The sequence below is a fragment of the Ruegeria sp. CF4 genome (assembly GCF_056537345.1).
On record NZ_JBQFRJ010000001.1, the window covers coordinates 1,108,877 to 1,130,470 of the forward strand.

Here is a 21,594-nt window from a genome sequence, read left to right on the forward strand (position 1 = left end):
GCCATGGACCAGTTTACCATCAACCTGCTGTTTGTTGGCGCATCCTTCGCGCTCTACATCGGCATCGCGATCTGGGCCCGTGCGGGTTCCACATCGGAATTCTACGCCGCCGGTCGCGGCATTCACCCGGTCACCAACGGTATGGCGACAGCGGCTGACTGGATGTCTGCGGCCTCGTTCATCTCGATGGCGGGCCTGATTGCCTTTACGGGCTATGACAACTCGACCTTCCTGATGGGTTGGACCGGTGGCTACGTGCTGCTGGCTCTGCTGCTTGCGCCTTACCTGCGTAAGTTCGGCAAATACACCGTCTCGGAATTCATCGGCGACCGTTTCTACAGCCAGACCGCACGTATCGTTGCGGTGATCTGCCTGATCGTGGCTTCGGTAACCTATGTGATCGGTCAGATGACCGGTGTGGGCGTGGCCTTTGGCCGTTTCCTCGAGGTTTCGAACACGTCCGGTCTGCTGATCGGTGCGGGCGTCGTGTTTGCCTACGCGGTGTTTGGCGGAATGAAAGGCGTGACCTACACTCAGGTCGCTCAGTACTGCGTGCTGATCACCGCCTATACCATCCCGGCGATCTTCATCTCGCTGCAGCTGACCGGTACTCCTATTCCGGCGCTGGGTCTGTTTGGTGACACCGCCAGCGGTGAACCCCTGCTGACCAAGCTGGACGCGATCGTGACCGAGCTGGGCTTCAACGAGTACACGACTCACCACTCGAACACGCTGAACATGGTGCTGTTCACCCTGTCGCTGATGATCGGTACGGCTGGTCTGCCGCACGTCATCATGCGTTTCTTCACCGTTCCCAAAGTGTCTGACGCACGTTGGTCGGCGGGCTGGGCGCTGGTCTTCATCGCTCTGCTGTATCTGACCGCTCCTGCGGTTGGTGCAATGGCGCGTCTGAACATCAGTGACATGATGTGGCCCAATGGTGGCATCGAAGGTGGCGCTGTTTCGGTCGAAGAAATCGACACCGATCCGCGTTATGACTGGATGGCCACGTGGCAGAAAACCGGTCTGCTGGATTGGGAAGACAAGAACGGCGACGGCAAGATTCAGTACTACAACGACAAGTCTGAAGCTATGCAAGCGATTGCGGAAGAAAAAGGCTGGGTCGGTAACGAGCTGACCAAGTTCAACCGCGACATCCTGGTTCTGGCCAACCCCGAGATTGCCAACCTGCCGGGTTGGGTGATCGGTCTGGTCGCTGCCGGTGGTCTTGCGGCTGCTCTGTCGACCGCTGCGGGCCTGTTGCTGGCGATCTCGTCGGCCGTGTCCCACGACCTTGTCAAAGGTGCGATCAACCCGTCCATCTCTGAAAAGGGAGAACTACTGGCGGCGCGTATCGCAATGGCGGTAGCCATCGTTGTTGCAACCTATCTGGGTCTGAACCCACCGGGCTTTGCGGCACAAACCGTGGCCTTGGCCTTCGGTCTGGCGGCAGCCTCGATCTTCCCGGCGCTGATGATGGGGATCTTCTCGACCCGCATCAACAACACCGGCGCGGTTGCAGGTATGCTGGCAGGTCTGGTCGTGACCCTGGTCTACATCTTCCTGCACAAGGGCTGGCTGTTCATTCCGGGCACCAACTCGTTCACCGATGCTGATCCGCTGCTGGGTCCGATCAAGTCGACCTCGTTCGGTGCAATCGGCGCGATGATCAACTTTGCGGTTGCCTACACTGTTGCAGGCATGACCAAAGAGACTCCGCCGGAGATCGTTGAATTGGTCGAAAGCGTACGCATTCCCCGTGGTGCGGGCGCGGCTCAGGATCACTGAGTGTGATGCGGTCGGCGGCTCTTGTCTTCGACCGCATCTTTCGACTTACTGTTCCCGCCCGGCACACCACCGGGCGGGATTTTTCATTCAGAACTCCGGAGAGCGTAAATGCCCCTGTCCCATGACGAAATCACCCGGTTTCTGAAGTCCGTACACCCCTATGACGCCCTGCCGCCCGAGGTTCTGGACAATCTGGTAGACCAGATCGAGGTTTGGGAGCTAGATCAAGACAGCTCGATCTACGAACTCGGCCATGCAATGCCCGGGGTGTTCGTTATCTACGAAGGACAGGTCGAAATTACTGATGAGAACGGTGCCGTTGTTTCTCATCTCGGGCTCAGGAATTCCTTCGGCGAACGCGGGCTGCTGAAGGACGGCAAGGCCGCGACCAAAGCTCGTGCGCATACGCCGTCGGTCCTGATCCTGTTGCCCCCTGATCTGGTGCGCAAGCTGATTGACGGGCACGACGTCATCTCGAAGTTCTTCAACAGGACCCGAGGCGAGCGAACCGGACCGGACAGTCTGGCCACCAGTGCAATCGACGTTCTGATGGCACACAATCCTGCCACCTGCCCGCCCGACACCTCGGTTCAGAACGCCGCGCAAATCATGCGTGACCGCCATATCTCATCGCTCTGCGTGACCGAGGGTGACAAATTGCTGGGTATCGCCACACTGCGAGATATTTCGGGCAAATTCGTCGCCGAAGCGATGCCAGCTGACACAACCGTTTCGGCCATCATGACCGCCAACCCAATCACACTGGCCCCCACAGATATCGGCTCAGATGTGCTGCATGTGATGATGGAGCGCGGCATTGGCCACATTCCGATATCCGAGGCCGGGCGGCTGGTTGGTATCGTCACTCAAACGGATCTCACCCACTATCAGGCGGTCAACTCCGCCGAGCTGGTGGGCCGAATTGCCCGAGCCAACACCGCGCACGAGATGGCTTCGGTCACCGCCGAGATACCGCAACTGCTGGTCCAACTCGTCGCGGGCGGCAACCGGCACGAGATCGTGACGCGGTTGATAACTGACATTGCCGACACCGCAACGCGGCGCTTGTTGGCCTTGGCCGAAACCGAGCTTGGAGCGCCGCCAGTGCCTTACCTGTGGCTCGCCTGTGGTTCGCAAGGACGGCAAGAACAGACCGGTGTCTCGGATCAGGACAACTGCCTGATGCTGGATGATAGCGTGACGGATGACGACATGGCCTACTTCGCTGCGCTGGCCAAATTCATCTCAGACGGGCTGGATACCTGCGGCTATTTCTATTGCCCCGGTGATATGATGGCGACCAACCCGCGCTGGTGTCAGCCCGTGCGCGTCTGGCGCGACTATTTCAAAGGCTGGATTGCAAAACCCAACCCCGAGGCGCAAATGCTTGCCTCGGTTATGTTCGATCTGCGACCCATCGGCGGGTCCTTTGATCTGTTTACCGACCTGCAGGCCGATACGCTGGCCGCGGCGAATGCGAACTCGATCTTTGTCGCGCATATGATCTCGAACTCGCTGAAGCACACGCCTCCTCTGGGCCTGCTGCGCGGCTTTGCCACCATCCGCTCGGGCGAACATCGCAATACGTTGGACCTCAAGCATAACGGCGTGGTGCCGATTGTGGATCTGGCGCGCATCTACAGCCTGCAGGGACAGTTGACCGAAGCAAACACACGCGCGCGTCTCAGTGCGGCTGAGGCCAGCGGAGTTCTCAGCGCCTCGGGTGCGCGCGATCTTCTGGACGCCTATGACCTGATCGCCGAGACCCGGCTGGAACATCAGGCGCGTCTGGTAAAGGCCGGTGATGCGCCCGACAACTACCTTCCCCCGGCTGATTTGTCCGACTTTGAGCGAAGTCATCTCCGCGATGCCTTTGTCGTGGTAAAAACGATGCAATCAGCTGTTGGTCATGGCAAAGGAATGCTGGGCTAAGACAGCAGAAATGAACGGAGAGACATTATGTTTCTGGAACTGATCGGCACGATTTTTGCAGGCTTCGCGTTTGCGGGTGTCGTGATGGTGGTGAACAAGCTGACCGGAGGCCGCTTGCCCAAATGGGCCGCACCGGTCGCGGCGGGTGTCGGGATGATCGCGATGACGATCACCAGCGAATATTCCTGGTACGACCGCACCCGCGACCAACTGCCCGAGAGCCTGACAGTGGTGCAAGAGGTTGAAAGCCGCGCCTTCTATCGCCCCTGGACCTATGCCGTACCCTTTGTCGATCGCTTCGCAGCAATTGATGCCGCCTCCGTGCGCACCAATACGAGCGTTCCGGATGAGCGTCTGGTGGATCTTTATTTCTTTGGCCGCTGGGCACCGGTTTCAAAGATGCCCGTTGCCGTCAACTGCGCAGAAAACAGCCGTGCCAATCTGGCCGATGGTGCCGAGTTCGCCGATGACGGACGCCTCCTGAACGCCAGTTGGATCAAGATCGATGCCAATGATCCCGTGATCGAGGCAACCTGCGGGGTCTGACCATGCTAAATCACCTGAGCCTGCGCCTGAGGATTTTTCTATTTTTCCTCCTGATTGCCGCAGGTGGATTGATCATAAGCGCACTGGCGTTGTGGATCAGCTATGAGCGGGTCGACGATCCTGATCTCATTGGTGCCTACGTCTTCGCCGAGATTCTGATCGCCTTTGGGCTGCTCGCGCTGATCGTCGGTGTCTGGCTTTTGTTCGATGACAATGTTGCAAAACCAATCGAACGGCTTTCGGCCCAGCTGCGGGCGCGGGCCCATGCCGGGGTCAGCACGGATCTGGACCTGCAGGCCGCACGCTATCTGGGTGATCTTGCCCCCGCCGCCGCCGGGCTGGCCGAGCAACTGGCCGCCAATGCCATGAGCACGGCTGAGGCTGTGGCCGCGGAAACCGCCCATCTGGCTTCGGAGAAACAACGCCTCACGGCGCTGCTGACAGAAATCCCGGTTGCCATGCTTCTGGCCGGGCCCAAGCACCAGATCGTTCTGTATGATGCCCAGGCCGCTGAGGTTTTGGCTCAGATTGCGCATCCCCGGCTGAATGCCTCGCTTTTCGACTATCTCGAAGCAACGGGTCTGACAGATTCCTATGCCAAGCTGATCAAAACCGGAAAAGACGTTCATTGCACCCTAACCAGCGTTGATGGGCGGCAAACCTATTCTGCCCGGATGAAACCCTTGGGCGATGCCCCGGGTTACATGCTCGTTTTTGATGACAGCGCCGCACAGATCGCTCCCGACGAGGCGCGCCCGCTGGTCTATGATTTTGAACTGCTCGATACATCCGGTGATGACGCGTTCGAAGAAAGGCATCTTCTGGACCTGTGTTTCGTGGTTTTCGATACCGAAACCACCGGCCTTCTGCCGCATAAGGACGAGATCGTACAGATCGGCGCGGTGCGCGTCGTGAAAGGCAAGATCGTCGACGGTGAGCGGCTGGATACTCTGGTCGATCCCGGCATCCCGATACCGCCCGCCTCGACCAAGGTACACAAAGTCAGTGACAGGATGGTACAGGGCGCACCCGATATTGCCGAGGCTGGTCGCAGCTTTCACCAATTCGCTCGGGACGCTGTGATTGTTGCCCATAACGCACCATTCGACATGGCCTTTTTACGCCGTCACGCTGACCGCATGGGGGTCGAATGGACACATCCCATACTCGACACCGTCCTGTTGTCGGCAGTGCTGTTCGGGGCGAGCGAAACACATACGTTGGATGCGGTCTGTGAGCGGCTGGGCATAACCATCCCCGAAGCCCTGCGTCACACGGCTTTGGGCGATGCTGTCGCGACCGCTGAGGTGCTCGTTCGGATGCTGCCAATGCTGACGGCGCGCGGCATGGTGACCTTTGGCGACGTCATTGCAGAAACCCGCAAACATGGTCGGTTGCTTGAGGACCTGAACTGATCGGAAAATCCCGAATTCACGTCAGCTTTTCGTGGACAATCCCAGCGCCACATGGCACCTGAGACAGGCCCATTGAACGAGCGCGCGATGACGGAAAAGACATTCATTCCCGGCCCCGAGCAGAGCCTTGCCTTTCGCGAGGCTTTGGGCTGTTTCGGCACCGGCGTCACTGTCGTCACCACCAATACCGCAGAAGGCCCTGCTGCGATCACCGTGAACTCCTTTGCGTCCGTCTCACTGGACCCGCCGCTGGTTTTATGGTGCCTAGATCGGCATTCAAACCGGTACGACGCCTTCAGCACCTGCGAGCACTATGCGATCCATGTGATGGCGCAGGACCAGCACGACCGGGCATTGCAATTCGCACGCAACGGATTCGATTTTTCCCATGCCGATTGGCAGGAAGATGAGGCCGGACGGCCCCGTCTTGCGGAATGTCTGGCTCGATTCGACTGCCGCTTGTCCGCACGTCATGAAGCAGGAGATCACCTGATCCTGGTTGGCCATGTCGAGCAGGTGATGCATCGCCCCGGTCAGGGGCTGATCTTCAAGCGCGGTCAGTTTGGTGGATTCGCAGACTTGATCTAATCGTCCAGCGATCCATGAACTGCCAGGGCTTCAAGCTGCGTCTCTTGCGGCGTGATCACGCGAAACGCCTCGTGCACCCCTGCCCCCGTCAATTCTCGGGCAACGGTCAATAAGGTATTCGGGGCATGATCTTCGCACATCTCAGCCATATGTGAGATTTCGGTCCGCGCCACATCCATCGCCGCCTCAACCGAGGGCGCTCCGTAGAACTGAACAAAATGCTCAGCCAGGTTTTGCGCCACCTGGTCTATTTCGGCCGGTTCGATCTGCGTAACGGCGACAAAGGTAACGCGGCCAAAGGTTTCAAGACCGAGCCAGCCATTCGCGAACGCTTGCCGCGCCTTGCCTTCCAGATCGCCCTCACCCCAGTTTGAGAACTCAAACCCGCCCGAGACGCACCATTCACCTGTACGCGCAGGAGAATGGAACACGTTCATGTCGCTCTCATCGAAATGAATCGCACGGGCCAATTTCATTTTGCAGTCTCCAACAATTCCGTCAGCGGGCGCAAATGCGTGTCATCGCCCTTGCGGATGAGCATCCCAAAGCGTTCATCAGTTCCCAGAAACACACCCTGATCCCCAATCGGCTCACCAACGCCGCGCAACAATCCCAACCATTCGCCATGCAAAGGGGCATTGCCCTCGTCCTGCCAACGGTTGAGCCATGTGAGCATATGGCGCGACCAGCTTTCAACCAGTTGATCCGCCGCGACATCGGCGCACCCTTCGTCATATAGCGCTGTGACATCCGGGGTCTCGCCCGGCGCATCGCTGGTTTGCAGCAGCGCCAGTTCCCAGCCGATCACCAACCAATCGGGCACCTCATCCGGAACCCGGCTTGAGGATTCGACATGAAACTGACCGCATCTCGCGCCGTTCACACAGATCAGCCCGTCCCAGCCCAGATGCACCGCAACCTCGGGCGGGGCGAGTGCGCCGAGCGCGTTCTGGAACCCGACAGCGCACAGCGGCAGCATTGCCATCGCGTCCTGCAATGGGACTTCGGGCGCAAAGACGACGGCAACCCGCAGGCGATCCGCCTGAATGTTATAGACCACCGTCCCCCCGTCACAGCCCAGCGCCGCCATGGCCTGCGCCTGTTCGAACGGATCCACACCGGCCTTGGCAGGATGCCCGCTGAGCAGAGGTGGAAAGACCGGCTGGGTCATGCGTTCCCCTTGGCGATCATATCTCGGGCGATCTTGCGGAATGACTCAGCCTGTGGGCTATCGGGTTTGCTGACAACGATGGGCGCACCCCCATCCGCAGCGACGCGAATATCCAGATGCAGCGGGATTTCCCCCAGCAGCGGCACGCCCAGCGCCTCGGCCTCGGAAGCCACGCCGCCATGACCGAAGACATGCTCTTCGTGCCCGCAATTGGAACAAATATGCGTCGACATATTCTCGATCATCCCAACAATCGGCGTTTTGAGCTGGTTGAACATGTCGATCCCCTTGCGGGCGTCAATCAAGGCAACGTCTTGCGGGGTTGAGACGACAATCGCCCCATCCACCTGAAACTTCTGGCTGAGTGTCAGTTGCACGTCGCCGGTACCGGGCGGCAGATCAACAATCAGAACATCCAACGCGCCCCACTGCACCTGACTCATCATCTGTTGCAGAGCACCCATCAGCATCGGACCCCGCCAGACGACCGCCTGCCCTTCGTTGGTCATGAGCCCCATCGACATCATGGTCACGCCGTGATTGCGCAGCGGCAGGATCGTCTTGCCATCGGGGCTGGCCGGGCGCCCCGAAACACCCAGCATCCGAGGCTGAGACGGGCCGTAGACATCCGCATCCAGCAGACCCACACGCCGCCCTTCAGCCGCCAAAGCACAGGCGAGGTTCGCTGAGACGGTCGACTTGCCGACGCCCCCCTTACCCGAGGCCACCGCAATAATGCGATCCACGCCCGGCACGGCCTGTGGGCCGGTCTGTGATGGCTTGGGCTTCGGCTTCAAATCCGGCGGAGCCTTGTCGGAATGCGCGGTCAGCATGGCCGAGACCTTGGATACCCCCTCAACCATCTGTGCCGCTTGTTCGGCCGTGGCGCGGACAGGCTCCATCTTCTCGGCTTGTTTCGGGTCAATCTCCAGCACGAACCGCACGGTATCGCCTTCGACATTCAGCGCCCGCACGATGCCTGCGCTGACAATGTCCTGCCCTGAAACCGGGTCGGTGATCTTTTTCAGGTTCGCCAGAACCGCGTCACGGATGCTCATGCCATCTTTCCTTTGATCTGCCCTGTGCGAAAGGCATTGCGTATCGACAGGTTATAGTCGCCGCTCATTGCATGTGTCTCCGTCTCTTTCTGTTTATTTGACGCATCGGGTTTGTCGCCGTTAGGTTTGGCCATGCGCTTTGTCCTGTTGTGCCTCAGCCTGACGCTCACCGCCACCCCCTCTTGGTCGCAAGAGGCGCTTGGCCTTGCCGCCCCGGACGAGGTGTCAGACTCGGGTCTTCTGCAACATATTCTCCCACGCTTCTCTCTCAAGACCGGGATACGCGTTGTTGCGGATGAAAGTGGCGTCATGTCACTGGCCTCGTCCCCGCCTGGCTATCCGGTCTTTGCGCGTGACGGGGTAATCTATCACCTGCGCATCGATGACAGCGCTAAACAGGTAAGGTTCCGCGACTGGCTGCAATCCGACATCGGTAAACGCACGGTCGAAGGTTTTGCCCCCACTGATGGCACGCCCTTCAACGCAAGTTTCGAAACTGCCACGGTCACCGAAGAGGTCGAAATCGACGGCAACGCGCTGCTGGGCGAAGATCTGTCGATGACCCATTGCGGGCGGTGTCATGTGATCGGCCCGCAGAACCGCATGAACGGTCTGGGCTCCACCCCTTCCTTTGCGGTGCTGCGCGCGATGCCGGACTGGTCCGAGCGGTTTCAGGCTTTCTTTGCTCTGAACCCACACCCCGCCTTCACGCAGATTGAAGGTGTCACCGAGCCCTTCCCGCCCGAACGCCCTTCGCCCATCCACCCGGTCGAGATGAGCCTTGACGATCTTGAGGCAATTCTTGCTTTCGTCGCCGCCCTCCGCGCCGCCGATCTGGGCGCTCCGCTGCAATTTCAGTGATCCTTGCGCTTTGAGAAATAGTCATCCGTGGTGACAACCCGTGGTCTGGCGGCCGACTGGAACGGATTGTCGGTGCTGTGAAACTGCGCATTCACCCGGCAATCGTCGCACATCTGAATCATCCGTGCCTGATCCGATGTCGCGAACATCGGATGCGTCCCTGACAGCTTCTCCATGATCCGCTCAACCGTCGATTTGACACCAAAGGCAGCGCCGCATTCGACGCATTCGAATGGTTCTTCCTCATTCAGCACCTGCTGCGACAGAGCTTTGTCGCTCAGATCAAGCTGAGGCACCAGCGTGATCGCCTGTTCGGGGCAGATCGTGCGGCAGATCCCGCATTGCAGACAGGCGTCTTGCTGGAAGTTCAGCTGCGGCTTGTCCGGGTTATCGATCAGCGCACCCGAGGGACACAGAGAAACGCAGCTCAGGCACAATGTGCAGGTATCGGTGTTCACCGCAAGCGCGCCATAGGGCGCGCCTTCGGGCAAGGCCAAGGGAGCCTCAGCGTCCGGGTTCAGAGCCTGCGCCGCCAGGCGCGCAATTTGACGGCGATTGCCCAGCGGCAGAACCGGTTCCGTTAAAGGCTGCGGTACCTCTTGTCTGTAAAGCAGATCAGCCAGCGCATCCGGGTCGGCCTCATCGATCAGGCTCAGCACGCCCTGCCCCGCGATGGTCTGCGCCAGCACAAGTTCCCGATCCAGCGCATCGCGTTCGGTTTTGGGGCCCATCAGAATATCGACACGGGCGAAACCATGCGCCAGACCGGCCAGCGTTTCAGCGTGACCAAAACCTGAGACTACGTTCAGCTCCAACGGAATGACATCCGCGGGCAGCCCCCGTCCGAACCGAGCGGCCATGCGGATCATCTCCGCCCCATGCGCATCATGTACCAGCAAGCGTGGCGCAGTGCCGCCCGCGCGCCGGAATGTTCGCGCCAGAATGTGCATCCGCGATAACACGGCTGAAACCGGTGGGTCTTCATAGGTTATGGCAGTCGACGGGCACAGGGCCGAACATTCACCGCACCCGGCGCAAATCATCGGATTAATCGCCACATGATCACCTGCCGGAGTGATTGCTCCGGTCGGGCAGATATCCAAACAGTTCGAACACCCCGTTTGCTCGGCTCGCGAATGGGCACAAAGGGTCTCATCCAGTCTGACATAGAGCGGTTTCTCAAATGTCCCGACCAGTTGCACCGCATCGAAAGCAAGACGAGCCACTGCCGCTGCATCACGGGGATCGGCGCGCAAATAGCCCTCGCGCTTGTCGGGGGCCGTAACCAAAGGCGTTTCACCGGTTAGATCGACGACAATATCGCAGCGCGACTTCGCCCCGTCACGGGGGGCGCTCCAGCTGAAACCTCCCCGCCCGCCAGGCTCCAGTTGCTGCACCTGATCCAGGTGCCAGGTGAACCCACCCAACGCGCCCGTCAGGTTGCGCACCCGTGCCTTGGCGACATCAAACGAGCGGCTAAGGGGTTCGGCATCATCCGTCACAAGAACCGTCATCGCCAATACGCCAGCCAGTTGTTCGGCCAATGGATAGGCAACCTCACCGGGGCCAATAACGCAGCAGGTGCCTTCGCTGATGACATCAACGCTGGATGTGACCGGTTGCGGTACCATCGCCTCAGCGGCCAGTGCAGCCATTTTGGGTGCCGCGTCTGCGCCCTGCTCGGACCATCCGGCCCGGTCGCGCAGATCAACAAAACCAGGCTCTTCGACACCCAGTTCCTCGGCAAGTTCGCTGAAAACCGTACTTTCCTGCCCGCAGGCAATCACCACTTGTTCGCCGCTTTTGAGATATTCGGCCGCCACTGCAAGCTCGCGCGTACAGAGCGCAGTATGCACCCTGCTGCAATTCACCTCACAGGCCGAAGAAATGCCATCTGCATTCAGCGTTTGCGTCCCTTCGCAATCGCACAACACTAGCTTGCTGGCCATATCCCCTCCCGGCTCTGCTTGCTGACCGTCTGCACCTTAGACCTAATCCGCGCCGTGACAATGCGAAGGCCCTGCGAAATTCCAAAAATATGCACTATTTTTCACCATTCATCAGCGCCGCAGTCTACATTTGCGGATAAAGTAATAGTGAATACGACAGATTGAGACCTAACTGGACTTGGCAGGGCGTCACTTTATGTACCATAGTACATGCAGGCGAAGGCAGGGGAGAGCCTTCAGGGGAGGAGCCAGTGGCCAAGGCCGCAAGCCAGATTGAAATGCCGGTTGGCGTCGTTGTGCGCAAAACACCCGGGGTCACACGTTGGGCCCGATGGAACTGGCGCGCGGTCGCCTTACTACCTGGCGCCAGACCAGCCGATTGGCAGGAACTACGCCGTGAAGGTGAAGCCGTCGAATATCATGCTGCAACACTGACATTGACACTGTGGGCCGACGAGACCGAGGCTTACATGGTCAACCTGTCTGATGGGCAGCCGTCGCTGTATCTCGTGTTACGAGATGAGTTGAAGGGCGAAACCCCATTGAATGCCGTGTTGATCACCGCTTCCCCCTACGAAGGTCAGGACTACGCCGATACCGGTGAAGAGATCGTCGAAAAGATTCCCATGACCGAAGGCCTGATCGCATGGCTACGGGATTTCACCCTGCAGCATCACCATGATGAGGTGTTTGTAAAACGCCGCCGCGACAAGAAACGCGTTGATCTTGTCGAAGACGGGAAAGGTGACGCACGCATTCGCCAGGATTCGGATGTCTACCGCGCACCGCGCAGGGTGCTGCAATGACCGAGACCCGCGATTTCTGGTCCCGCCGCAAGGCCGCCGTTCAAGCCGAAGCCAAAGCCGACGCTCTGGTGGCAGAAGAACAGATCATCGCAGCACAACAAGCTGAACTGGAAGAAAAGAGCGACGCCGAGATTTTGGCCGAGTTTGATCTTCCCGATCCCGACACGTTGCAAGCAGGTGATGATGTCTCGGGCTTCATGGCCAAGGCCGTCCCAGATCGTCTGCGCCGCCGCGCCTTGCGTCGCCTATGGCGGCTAAACCCGGTGTTGGCCAATGTCGACGGGTTGGTCGACTATGGAGAAGATTATACAGACGCCGCCTGCGTAATCGAGAACCTCCAGACGGCCTATCAGGTTGGCAAGGGCATGCTGGCGCACATCGAAGCGCTCGCTGCCGAGGCAGAGGCAGAGGTTTCCGAAGCAGAACCAGAGGCTGACGCGCCCGAGATGATCGAGTTAGGTGAAGAACTGATCAACACCGTCGAACCTGAACCGGAAGCCCCGCAGATGGCGGAATTGGAAGAGCCGGAGGAGATCGAACTCGCCCCTGCTCCACGCCGCATGAAATTTGAATTCGAAGGATAACTCTATGACCGCAGACAACGCGCAAACCCTGGATATCTCGGCTGAGGATCGTCTGCGCGCGGATTTCTACAATTTTCTCGGTTTGCTACTGGCCGGTCCCCCTGATCAGTTGCTGCTGGATCAGATGGCCGGGCTGGGCGGTGATGACTCGGATCTGGGTCAGGCCATTCAGGCGATGGCACGGGTGGCCAAGGTCACCAAACCTGCCGCGGCAGAGCGCGAATTCAACGCGTTGTTCATTGGCTTAGGTCGGGGAGAACTGTTGCCCTATGCCTCTTTCTATTTGACCGGGTTCCTGAACGAAAAACCGCTGGCCCAGTTGCGCAATGACATGGCAGCGCGTGGGATCACGCGGGCACAGAATGTCTATGAACCCGAAGACAACATCGCCTCGCTGATGGAGATGATGGCGGGCATGATCGTCGGTCGGTTTGGCGCGCCTGCTTCGCTCGACGATCAAAAGGCGTTCTGGAACAAACATATCGGCCCCTGGGCCGCGCATTTCTATTCGGATTTGGAAGGTGCCGAGAACTCGGTCCTCTATGCCTCGGTCGGTACGGCCGGTCGAGTGTTCATGGAGATTGAGCGTGAAGCCTTCCGAATGACGGCAGCGTGAACCGCTGTCATTCGCCAGCGTCCTTCGGGGCGCTAAACTGCAAATGGGAAAGGAGAAGCCCATGAGCAAGACCAAGGAAGAAGGCGCAACCCGCCGCGACTTCCTCAAACTAGCCGGAACCGCAGCACCCGCTGCTGTCGCCGCCGCCAGCCTGACCGGACAAGCCGAAGCAGCCGAGCTGCCGACGGACGAAACCCGGATTCAGGACACCGCGCACACGCGCGCTTACCTCGACAGCGCCCGGTTCTAACCCGGACGAGGTCACACCCGACAGACGGTTGCGATTGGCCCTGACGTCGGTTTTGCGAAGTACCAAGCCAGCCGTGGCTTACACGGCGCGCAAGGGAGGAAAGAAATGCTTAGGAAAAAGACCAACGGGGTTGCGAGACGCCCCCAGCGGACAAGTATCCTGTCCCAGGTCGGCGAGAAAACCGTCGATCGCCGCGCATTTTTGCGTGGCTCGGGCCTGACGATCGGCGGCCTTGCCGCGATCAGCGCCACGGGTGGAACCGTGACGCCAGCCAGCGCCCAGACGGCGGCAAACACCGCCGTTGAGAATATCAAATCCGTATGCACTCACTGCTCGGTCGGCTGCACAGTCGTTGCCGAAGTTCAGAACGGTGTCTGGGTCGGGCAGGAACCCGGCTGGGACAGCCCGTTCAATTTGGGAGCACACTGCGCCAAGGGGGCCTCGGTCCGCGAGCACGCCCATGGCGAGCGCCGCCTGAAGTATCCGATGAAAAAGGAAGGCGGCGAGTGGAAGCGCATCAGCTGGGAACAGGCGATCGACGAGATCGGCGACGGCATGATGAGCATCCGCGAAGAGTCCGGTCCAGACAGCGTCTATTGGCTAGGATCGGCCAAGCATAACAACGAACAGGCCTATCTGTTCCGCAAGTTCGCCGCCTACTGGGGCACGAACAACGTGGACCATCAGGCCCGTATCTGCCACTCGACCACTGTTGCGGGCGTTGCGAACACATGGGGCTACGGCGCCATGACCAATTCGTACAACGACATGCACAACAGCCGGGCGATCTTCATCATCGGTGGCAACCCGGCCGAGGCGCACCCCGTCTCACTGCTGCATATCCTGCGCGCGAAAGAGCAGAACAATGCGCCTTTAATCGTCTGCGACCCGCGCTTTACGCGCACCGCGGCCCATGCGGACGAATATGTCCGCTTCCGCCCCGGCACCGATGTCGCGCTGATCTGGGGTATCCTGTGGCACATCTTCGACAACGGTTGGGAGGACAAAGAGTTCATCCGCACCCGTGTCTGGGGCATGGACCAGATCCGCGAAGAGGTTGCCAAGTGGAACCCGGATGAGGTTGAGCGCGTCACCGGCACGCCCGGCTCACAGCTGCGCCGTGTTGCCCGGACCATGGTGAACAACCGCCCCGGCACCGTTGTGTGGTGCATGGGTGGCACGCAGCACACCAACGGCAACAACAACACCCGCGCCTACTGCGTGCTTCAGCTTGCGCTGGGCAACATGGGCACCTCGGGTGGTGGCACCAACATCTTCCGCGGCCATGACAACGTGCAGGGCGCGACCGACCTTGGTGTTCTGTCTCACACGTTGCCCGGCTACTACGGTCTGTCGAAAGGTGCATGGGGTCACTGGGCCCGTGTCTGGGGTGAAGAGCCCGAGTGGCTGGCTGGTCAGTTCGCCACGATCAAGGACAAGGAAGGCAAGGACAAACCGCTGCAGAATGAGCGCGGCATCCCGGTCTCCCGCTGGATCGACGGTGTTCTGGAAGACCCGGCCAACATGGATCAGGACAACAATGTCCGCGCCATGGTTCTGTGGGGCCACGCGCCCAACTCGCAGACCCGGATGACGGAAATGAAGACGGCGATGGAGAAGCTGGACATGCTGGTCGTGATCGACCCGTATCCCACCGTCTCGGCCGTTCTGCATGACCGCACTGATGGCGTCTATCTGTTGCCCGCTTGTACCCAGTTCGAAACCCGTGGCTCGGTTACGGCGTCGAACCGGTCGCTTCAGTGGCGCGACAAGATCGTCGAACCCCTGTTCGAGAGCCTGCCGGACGAGGTCATCATGGCCAAGTTCGCCAACAAGTTCGGCTGGGCGGATCGGTTCTTCCGCAATATCGAGATGGACGACCCGGAAACCCCGAATGTTGAAAGCATCACGCGTGAGTTCAACTCGGGCCTCTGGACCATCGGCTATACCGGTCAATCGCCGGAACGTCTGAAAAGCCATATGGCCAACCAGCACACGTTCGACAGAACCACGCTGCAAGCCATCGGTGGACCCAACGACGGCGAGTATTACGGTCTGCCCTGGCCTTGCTGGGGAACGGCTGAGATGGGTCATACGGGGACACCGAACCTCTATGACATGTCCAAACCGGTGGCCGAAGGTGGCCTGACCTTCCGCGCGCGCTTTGGCGTGGAACGGGATGGTGACAACCTGCTGGCCGAAGGGGTCTATAGCGTTGGATCGGAAATTCAGGATGGATACCCTGAATTCACTATGCAGATGCTGATGGACCTTGGCTGGGATGGCGATCTGACGGCTGAGGAGCGCGCGGCGATTGATGCCGTCGCAGGACCAGAGACCAACTGGAAAACCGACCTGTCCGGCGGTATTCAGCGGGTCGCGATCAAGCATGGCTGTGCGCCCTTCGGGAACGCAAAGGCACGCGCGGTTGTCTGGACCTTCCCGGATCCGATCCCACTGCATCGCGAGCCGCTCTATACCAACCGGCGCGACCTAGTGGAGGACTATCCGACCTACGAGGACCGGCATGCCTATCGCCTGCCAACCCTTTATGCTTCGATCCAGAAGAACGACTTTTCAAAGGATTACCCGATAATCCTCACGTCTGGCCGTCTGGTTGAATACGAAGGTGGCGGCGAGGAAACCCGGTCGAACCCGTGGCTGGCCGAGCTGCAGCAGGACATGTTCGTCGAGATCAACCCGCGCGATGCCAACAACCTTGGTATCCGTGACGGGCAGCAGGTCTGGGTCGAAGGTCCTGAAGGCGGCAAGGTTAAGGTGATGGCGATGCTGACCAACAGGGTCGGTGCCGGTGTGGCCTTTATGCCCTTCCACTTCGGCGGCCATTTTCAAGGTGCGGACCTTCGGGAGAAATACCCTGCTGGTGCCGATCCCTATGTACTGGGCGAAAGCTCCAACACCGCACAGACCTATGGCTACGATTCAGTGACCCAGATGCAAGAGTCCAAGTGTACTCTCTGCAAAATCTGGGCAGCGTAAGGAGGACGATTAATGGCTAGAGCAAAGTTTCTCTGCGACGCTGAACGCTGCATCGAGTGCAACGCCTGTGTCACCGCGTGCAAGAACGAGCACGAGGTACCATGGGGCATCAACCGCCGCAGGGTGGTAACGATCAATGACGGCAACCCGGGCGAACGCTCGATCTCGGTGGCCTGTATGCATTGTTCGGATGCGCCTTGCATGGCGGTGTGCCCGGTCGATTGCTTCTATCAAAACGAAGAAGGCGTCGTCCTGCACTCCAAGGACCTGTGCATTGGTTGCGGCTATTGCTTCTACGCGTGCCCCTTCGGCGCGCCGCAATACCCGCAGGCGGGCAACTTCGGATCGCGCGGCAAGATGGACAAATGTACCTTCTGCGCCGGCGGCCCCGAGGAAACGCACTCGACCGCAGAGTTCGCCAAATACGGTCGCAACCGGATCGCCGAGGGTAAATTGCCTATCTGCGCCGAGATGTGTTCCACCAAAGCCCTGCTCGCCGGTGACGGCGACGTGGTCTCGGCCATCTACCGTGAGCGCGTTGTTGCACGCGGGTTTGGCTCGGGCGCGTGGGGTTGGGGCACTGCCTACGACCAGAAAGACGGCTGATCCCGTCTGCTAAAGCAAAACGGATGACCCGCATCTGCGGGTCATCCTGCATTGGATTTTTATTGAGGTTCCGATGTTGCGCTTACTCATCGCATTCCTGCTGTCGCTGACACTGACCCAAGTTGCGGTCGCCCAAACCAATGAGGATCCTGCCTCTGCAGAGACGGCCGACCGGTCCACGACTGGCGGCGCAACCACGCTTGAGGATATTCTGGCCCGTCAACGCGGCGATAAGGTCGACAACAGCTACCGGTCGGAAAACACCGGACAGGGCAATGTGGAAGGCTTGCTGGGGCAGTTCGGCACCCGCGGCGTGGCCTCTGACAGCGACGTCTACCGCGCCCTGCGCTACGGATCTGCGGATGTCACCGTTTCATCTCAGGGTCCTGCGGACAGCGTACTGATTCAAGACGGGGGGATGTGGTGGTTGAATTTCCGCACCGGCCCATTGCGTGAATACGGAACCTACATTCTGGGCGGAATGCTCGCGATCATCGTTTTGTTCTTCCTGATCCGAGGAAAAATCCGCATCGACGGAGAAAAAACCGGTCGCACGGTCCTTCGCTTCAACAGCTTCGAACGGTTCGGTCACTGGCTGTTTGCAGGGTCGTTCCTTGTGCTCGGGATCACTGGCCTGCTGACGCTATATGGCCGCGATTTCCTGATCCCGATCTTCGGCAAGGAAGGATTCGCCACCATCGCGCAGGGGTGCAAGTGGCTGCACAACAACCTCGCCTGGGCTTTCATGTTGGGCCTGATCATCGTCACCGTGAACTGGATCGCCCATAACATCCCCAACAAGACCGATCTGAAATGGCTGGCCGCTGGCGGTGGACTGTTCACCAAAGGAAGCCATCCACCCGCCAAGAAATTCAACGCAGGTCAAAAGGTTATCTTCTGGGCCTGCATCCTGTTGGGCGCCTCGATCAGCCTGTCTGGCCTGTCACTGCTGTTCCCGTTTGAACTGCCGATGTTCGCCAAGACATTCCAGATCGCCAATTCGACCGGTATTCCGCAGATGCTGGGCTTGAACTTACCCGTGCAGATGTCACCGCAGGAAGAGATGCAATATGCCCAAGTCTGGCACGTAATGATTGCCTATGTCTTCATCGCGATCATCATCGCTCATATTTACCTCGGCTCGGTTGGCATGGAGGGCGCATTCGACGCCATGGGAACCGGCGAAGTCGAAGAGCAATGGGCGCGCGAGCATCATTCGCTGTGGCTGGAAGAGGTGCAGGAAAAAGAGGCCAGCAAGGCAGCGGCCTCACCCGCAGAATAGATGCGCTGGCTGGTTCTTGCGATTGCACTGGTCCCCCTGCCCGCCTGGTCCGAGTTTTTCACGCTCAAGGGTCACGGCGGGCCGATCATGGGGATCGCGACTGCGCCGGACGGGCGCATCGCAACGGCCAGTTTCGACAATTCGGTCGGTCTGTGGACCGGGCAGACCCCAGAATGGCTGGAGGGGCACGAGGCGGCGGTCAATTCCGTCGCGTTCAACGGCACCGCGATCTATTCCGCCGGGGATGACTTCACATTGCGCCGCTGGCCCGGAGGTGACGTGGTTGGTCGGCACAAGGGCAAAATCGTAGGCATCGCGGCATCAAAAACCCACGTTGCTACCGCCAGTTGGGACGGCACCATCGGGCTGTGGCCCGTTGACGGGTCAGAACCGACTATGCTTGGACCAATTGGCAGCGGCGTGAATGCCGTTGTCTTTACTTCGGACGGGTCGCAGCTCTATTCGGCAGGCGTCGATGGTGCCCTTCGTATCTGGGATGTCGCCAGTGGTCAGGAAACGGACCGATTGATCGAGCATGGCTTTGGCATCAACGAATTGGTCCTGAACACGCAAGACGGCTGGATCGCCTATGGTGCCGTTGATGGCGTGACCCGCATTCTGAACCTGACCACAGGGGAAGAGCGAGACTTTACCCTCGATCGGCGTCCTATCCTTGCCATGGCGCTGAGCCCCGATCGCAAGCTTTTGGCGGTAGGCGATGGCGAGGGCTACATCATGGTCATCGACACGGCTGACTGGCGCATCGCTCAGGATTTCCGTGCCACACTGCGCGGTCCGGTCTGGGCGCTGGCTTTTTCTGCGGACGGCCGGAACATCCACGCAGGCGGGATTGATGAGGCAATGTACAGCTGGCCCGTTTCAGCGCTGGGCGATCGCGAGCAGATGGCCGCTGCCGAGCCCAGCTTTCTGAAAGACCCCGACGAGATGAGCAACGGTGAACGGCAATTCGCACGCAAATGTTCGATCTGCCACAGCCTGACCCCGAACAGTGAACGGCGCGCAGGCCCCACCTTGCATGACATCTTCGGTCGGCAGGCTGGAACCCTGCCCGATTATTTGTACTCGGACACGCTGCAAGACTCTGATATCATTTGGAATGAAGAGACCATAAATGCTCTTTTCGACGAGGGCCCGGACCATTACATTCCAGGGTCAAAGATGCCGATGCAGCGGATCACGCAAGCTCAGGACCGGATCGATCTGATCGCGTTCCTGCGCCGCGCCACCGCTTCACGGGACTGAGCCGGAGGAAACTATGAAAGCCTTTCTGACCGCCGTCGCCGCGATGGTCGTGATCACTGTCGCCGCTCCGTACACGCTGGATCAATTCGGTTTCAGCGCCGAGGAAAGAACGTCCGGCTCGGCAGTACGCCTCGACTGAATGTCACAATACCTGACCACCCGCGAACTGGCGGATCTGCTGCGCATTGGTGAGCGGAAGGCCTATGATCTGGCATCGTCGGGCGAAATCCCTTGCGTACGCGCCATGGGCAAGCTGCTGTTTCCCAAGGCCGAGATCATTGCCTGGCTCAACGCCTCACGCTCTGGCCCGCATGTGGCCGAACCGCCGCTGCCGCCAATCGTTGCGGGCAGTCACGATCCGCTTCTGGACTGGGCGTTGCGGGAAAGCGGATCAGGGCTTGCTACTTATTATGATGGGTCCTTTGACGGGCTCAACCGTCTTGCGGATCGCAGCGCCCAAGCTGCGGCCCTGCATATCCACGAGCCTGATGGTTTCAACACTCGGACCCTAAGCGACACAATGGGCGATGCCCCGATCATCCTGTACCAGATTGCCCACCGTCAACGTGGCCTGCTGCTGGCCCCCGGTACTTCCGGCATCTCGGGCTTTAAGGATCTGAAAGGTCGACGCATCATCCTGCGTCAGGACAGCGCCGCGAGCCAGCGGCTGTTTGATGCCGAGCTCAACGCACATGGACTAAGCCGCGATGATCTAAACACCCTGCCCGTCTGCGCACGAACCGAGGAAGAGCTGGCCACCGCGCTGCGCGATGGCAAAGCCGAGGCCGGGTTCGGCCTTGGGGCACTCACGCGACCCTACACTCTAACCTTCGTGCCCACCCATTCCGAGCGTCTGGACCTCGCTATCTGGCGTCGTGCTTTCTTCGACCCGCCCATGCAGACGCTGACCCGGTTCCTTTGGTCCGAACGTTTCGCCGAACGGGCCACCGAACTGGGTGGATATGACCTAAGCAATCTTGGCCAGATCCACCACAACGGTGCCAGCGGTTAAACTTTCACCATTTCCCAAAGCGCTTGCTTAAGACGCAATTACTGCGCGTTGGGGAAGAACAGCTGCTCACCATCCAGCGTGTATGACGCTATTGCAGCCTGCCCATCGGGGCCGGTCAGCCAATCAATGAACCGTTGCCCGGCGGCTGCACGCACACCAGAATGTTTCTCTGGATTCACAAGGATCACACCGTATTGATTGAAAAGACGCGGATCGCCCTCGACCAGAATCTGCAGGTTGCCCCGGTTGCCGAAAGACAGCCATGTCGCCCGGTCGGTCAGCACATAGGCGTCCATACCACTGGCCACGTTCAATGTGGCCCCCATGCCCGACCCGGTCTCACGATACCACTCGCCCGAGGCTGCGGTCGGGTCGACACCCGTCGCGTCCCAATGGCGCAGTTCGGCCTTATGTGTGCCGCTATCATCGCCACGTGAGGCAAACGGGACCTCGGCCTCGGCCACCGCGGTCAGGGCGGCCACGATGTCGCCGCCGCCGGCAACCCCGGCAGGATCGGAATTTGGACCAACCAGCACAAAATCATTGTACATGACGTCCAACCGCTCGACGCCCCAGCCATCAGCCACGAACTGCTCTTCGGCAGGCTTGGAGTGCACCAGCAGCACATCGCCGTCACCGTTGACCGCGTTTCGGATCGCCTGTCCGGTGCCTACGGCGACGACACGCACATCGATACCGGTTTCAGCTTCGAAACCCGGCAAGATGTAATCCAACAGGCCCGAGTTCTGGGTTGAGGTGGTGGATTGCACCACGATGAACGGCGATTCCGCGGTTGCCGGGGCTGACAGCCCAAGTGCAACCGCCGACGCCAGAATAAATTTCCGGATCATTCCAAACTCCATCTTT

At 59.6% G+C, this 21,594-nt stretch carries 22 protein-coding genes; 16 read left to right on the top strand and 6 right to left on the bottom strand.

Annotated elements, in window-relative coordinates:
* Window positions 1-3: 3 nt before the first annotated feature.
* The 5 genes from ACR0NF_RS05490 (at window position 4) to ACR0NF_RS05510 (ending at window position 6,269) form a co-directional block, all read left to right on the top strand.
* Window positions 4-1,788, top strand: coding sequence for a sodium:solute symporter family protein (locus ACR0NF_RS05490; protein WP_480470055.1), 1,785 nt, complete (start codon window positions 4-6; stop codon window positions 1,786-1,788).
* A gap of 108 nt (window positions 1,789-1,896) precedes the next feature.
* Window positions 1,897-3,720 carry a DUF294 nucleotidyltransferase-like domain-containing protein gene (locus ACR0NF_RS05495; protein WP_480470056.1) on the top strand — a complete coding sequence of 608 codons (1,824 nt, stop codon included), beginning with the start codon at window positions 1,897-1,899 and terminating at the stop codon, window positions 3,718-3,720.
* A gap of 27 nt (window positions 3,721-3,747) precedes the next feature.
* Entirely contained in the window at window positions 3,748-4,266 is a 519-nt protein-coding gene (locus ACR0NF_RS05500; protein ID WP_480470057.1) for a hypothetical protein, read from the top strand.
* Window positions 4,267-4,268: 2 nt separating this feature from the next.
* Complete coding sequence (locus ACR0NF_RS05505; protein WP_480470058.1) at window positions 4,269-5,681, top strand: 3'-5' exonuclease; 1,413 nt, start codon at window positions 4,269-4,271, stop codon at window positions 5,679-5,681.
* Window positions 5,682-5,768: 87 nt separating this feature from the next.
* The gene (locus ACR0NF_RS05510; protein ID WP_480470059.1) at window positions 5,769-6,269 is read left to right on the top strand and encodes a flavin reductase family protein; all 501 of its coding nucleotides are present in this window, start codon (window positions 5,769-5,771) and stop codon (window positions 6,267-6,269) included.
* Here ACR0NF_RS05510 and ACR0NF_RS05515 read toward each other — a convergent pair.
* The 4 genes from ACR0NF_RS05515 to ACR0NF_RS05530 are packed head-to-tail and all read right to left on the bottom strand — an operon-like array spanning window position 6,266 to window position 8,632.
* The gene (locus ACR0NF_RS05515) at window positions 6,266-6,745 is read right to left on the bottom strand and encodes a DUF6505 family protein (RefSeq protein WP_480470060.1); all 480 of its coding nucleotides are present in this window, start codon (window positions 6,743-6,745) and stop codon (window positions 6,266-6,268) included. The genes ACR0NF_RS05510 and ACR0NF_RS05515 overlap by 4 nt on opposite strands.
* Window positions 6,742-7,440: a biotin/lipoate--protein ligase family protein gene (locus tag ACR0NF_RS05520; RefSeq protein ID WP_480777892.1), complete on the bottom strand. Its 699-nt coding sequence runs from the start codon at window positions 7,438-7,440 to the stop codon at window positions 6,742-6,744. The genes ACR0NF_RS05515 and ACR0NF_RS05520 overlap by 4 nt, the downstream gene beginning before the upstream one ends.
* A complete protein-coding gene (locus tag ACR0NF_RS05525; protein WP_480470062.1) occupies window positions 7,437-8,498 on the bottom strand; it encodes an Mrp/NBP35 family ATP-binding protein in 1,062 nt (353 codons plus the stop codon). The genes ACR0NF_RS05520 and ACR0NF_RS05525 overlap by 4 nt, the downstream gene beginning before the upstream one ends.
* Window positions 8,495-8,632: a hypothetical protein gene (locus tag ACR0NF_RS05530; protein ID WP_480470063.1), complete on the bottom strand. Its 138-nt coding sequence runs from the start codon at window positions 8,630-8,632 to the stop codon at window positions 8,495-8,497. Before ACR0NF_RS05530 ends, ACR0NF_RS05525 begins: the two co-directional genes overlap by 4 nt.
* Here ACR0NF_RS05530 and ACR0NF_RS05535 point away from each other — a divergent pair.
* Window positions 8,631-9,359 (top strand): hypothetical protein, encoded by a 729-nt coding sequence (locus ACR0NF_RS05535; protein WP_480777893.1) that lies wholly within the window; start codon window positions 8,631-8,633, stop codon window positions 9,357-9,359. The genes ACR0NF_RS05530 and ACR0NF_RS05535 overlap by 2 nt on opposite strands.
* Here ACR0NF_RS05535 and ACR0NF_RS05540 read toward each other — a convergent pair.
* On the bottom strand, window positions 9,353-11,308 hold the full coding sequence (locus ACR0NF_RS05540; protein WP_480667044.1) for a 4Fe-4S binding protein: 1,956 nt from the start codon (window positions 11,306-11,308) through the stop codon (window positions 9,353-9,355). The two genes, ACR0NF_RS05535 and ACR0NF_RS05540, sit on opposite strands and share 7 nt — an antisense overlap.
* A gap of 251 nt (window positions 11,309-11,559) precedes the next feature.
* Between ACR0NF_RS05540 and ACR0NF_RS05545 the strand changes: the two genes are divergently transcribed.
* The 10 genes from ACR0NF_RS05545 (at window position 11,560) to ACR0NF_RS05590 (ending at window position 20,727) form a co-directional block, all read left to right on the top strand.
* Window positions 11,560-12,114 carry a DUF3305 domain-containing protein gene (locus ACR0NF_RS05545; protein ID WP_480470066.1) on the top strand — a complete coding sequence of 185 codons (555 nt, stop codon included), beginning with the start codon at window positions 11,560-11,562 and terminating at the stop codon, window positions 12,112-12,114.
* Window positions 12,111-12,698, top strand: coding sequence for a DUF3306 domain-containing protein (locus ACR0NF_RS05550; protein WP_480667045.1), 588 nt, complete (start codon window positions 12,111-12,113; stop codon window positions 12,696-12,698). The genes ACR0NF_RS05545 and ACR0NF_RS05550 overlap by 4 nt, the downstream gene beginning before the upstream one ends.
* Before the next feature lie 4 nt (window positions 12,699-12,702).
* Window positions 12,703-13,314, top strand: a complete 612-nt coding sequence (locus tag ACR0NF_RS05555) for a TorD/DmsD family molecular chaperone (RefSeq protein ID WP_480470068.1) — start codon at window positions 12,703-12,705, stop codon at window positions 13,312-13,314.
* A 61-nt stretch (window positions 13,315-13,375) separates the two neighbouring features.
* On the top strand, window positions 13,376-13,564 hold the full coding sequence (locus ACR0NF_RS05560; RefSeq protein WP_480667046.1) for a ubiquinol-cytochrome c reductase iron-sulfur subunit N-terminal domain-containing protein: 189 nt from the start codon (window positions 13,376-13,378) through the stop codon (window positions 13,562-13,564).
* Window positions 13,565-13,669: 105 nt separating this feature from the next.
* The gene (locus ACR0NF_RS05565; protein WP_480777894.1) at window positions 13,670-16,564 is read left to right on the top strand and encodes a formate dehydrogenase subunit alpha; all 2,895 of its coding nucleotides are present in this window, start codon (window positions 13,670-13,672) and stop codon (window positions 16,562-16,564) included.
* Between the two features lie 12 nt (window positions 16,565-16,576).
* Entirely contained in the window at window positions 16,577-17,170 is a 594-nt protein-coding gene (fdh3B, locus tag ACR0NF_RS05570) for a formate dehydrogenase FDH3 subunit beta (RefSeq protein ID WP_037307340.1), read from the top strand.
* 73 nt (window positions 17,171-17,243) lie between these two features.
* Complete coding sequence (locus ACR0NF_RS05575) at window positions 17,244-18,452, top strand: formate dehydrogenase subunit gamma (RefSeq protein WP_480777895.1); 1,209 nt, start codon at window positions 17,244-17,246, stop codon at window positions 18,450-18,452.
* A complete protein-coding gene (locus ACR0NF_RS05580; RefSeq protein WP_480667052.1) occupies window positions 18,453-19,715 on the top strand; it encodes a c-type cytochrome in 1,263 nt (420 codons plus the stop codon).
* Window positions 19,716-19,728: 13 nt separating this feature from the next.
* Complete coding sequence (locus ACR0NF_RS05585; RefSeq protein WP_480667053.1) at window positions 19,729-19,854, top strand: hypothetical protein; 126 nt, start codon at window positions 19,729-19,731, stop codon at window positions 19,852-19,854.
* Complete coding sequence (locus tag ACR0NF_RS05590; protein WP_480777896.1) at window positions 19,855-20,727, top strand: substrate-binding domain-containing protein; 873 nt, start codon at window positions 19,855-19,857, stop codon at window positions 20,725-20,727.
* A gap of 38 nt (window positions 20,728-20,765) precedes the next feature.
* Here ACR0NF_RS05590 and ACR0NF_RS05595 read toward each other — a convergent pair whose 3' ends face one another.
* The gene (locus tag ACR0NF_RS05595; RefSeq protein ID WP_480470074.1) at window positions 20,766-21,578 is read right to left on the bottom strand and encodes an ABC transporter substrate-binding protein; all 813 of its coding nucleotides are present in this window, start codon (window positions 21,576-21,578) and stop codon (window positions 20,766-20,768) included.
* Between the last annotated feature and the right edge of the window lie 16 nt (window positions 21,579-21,594).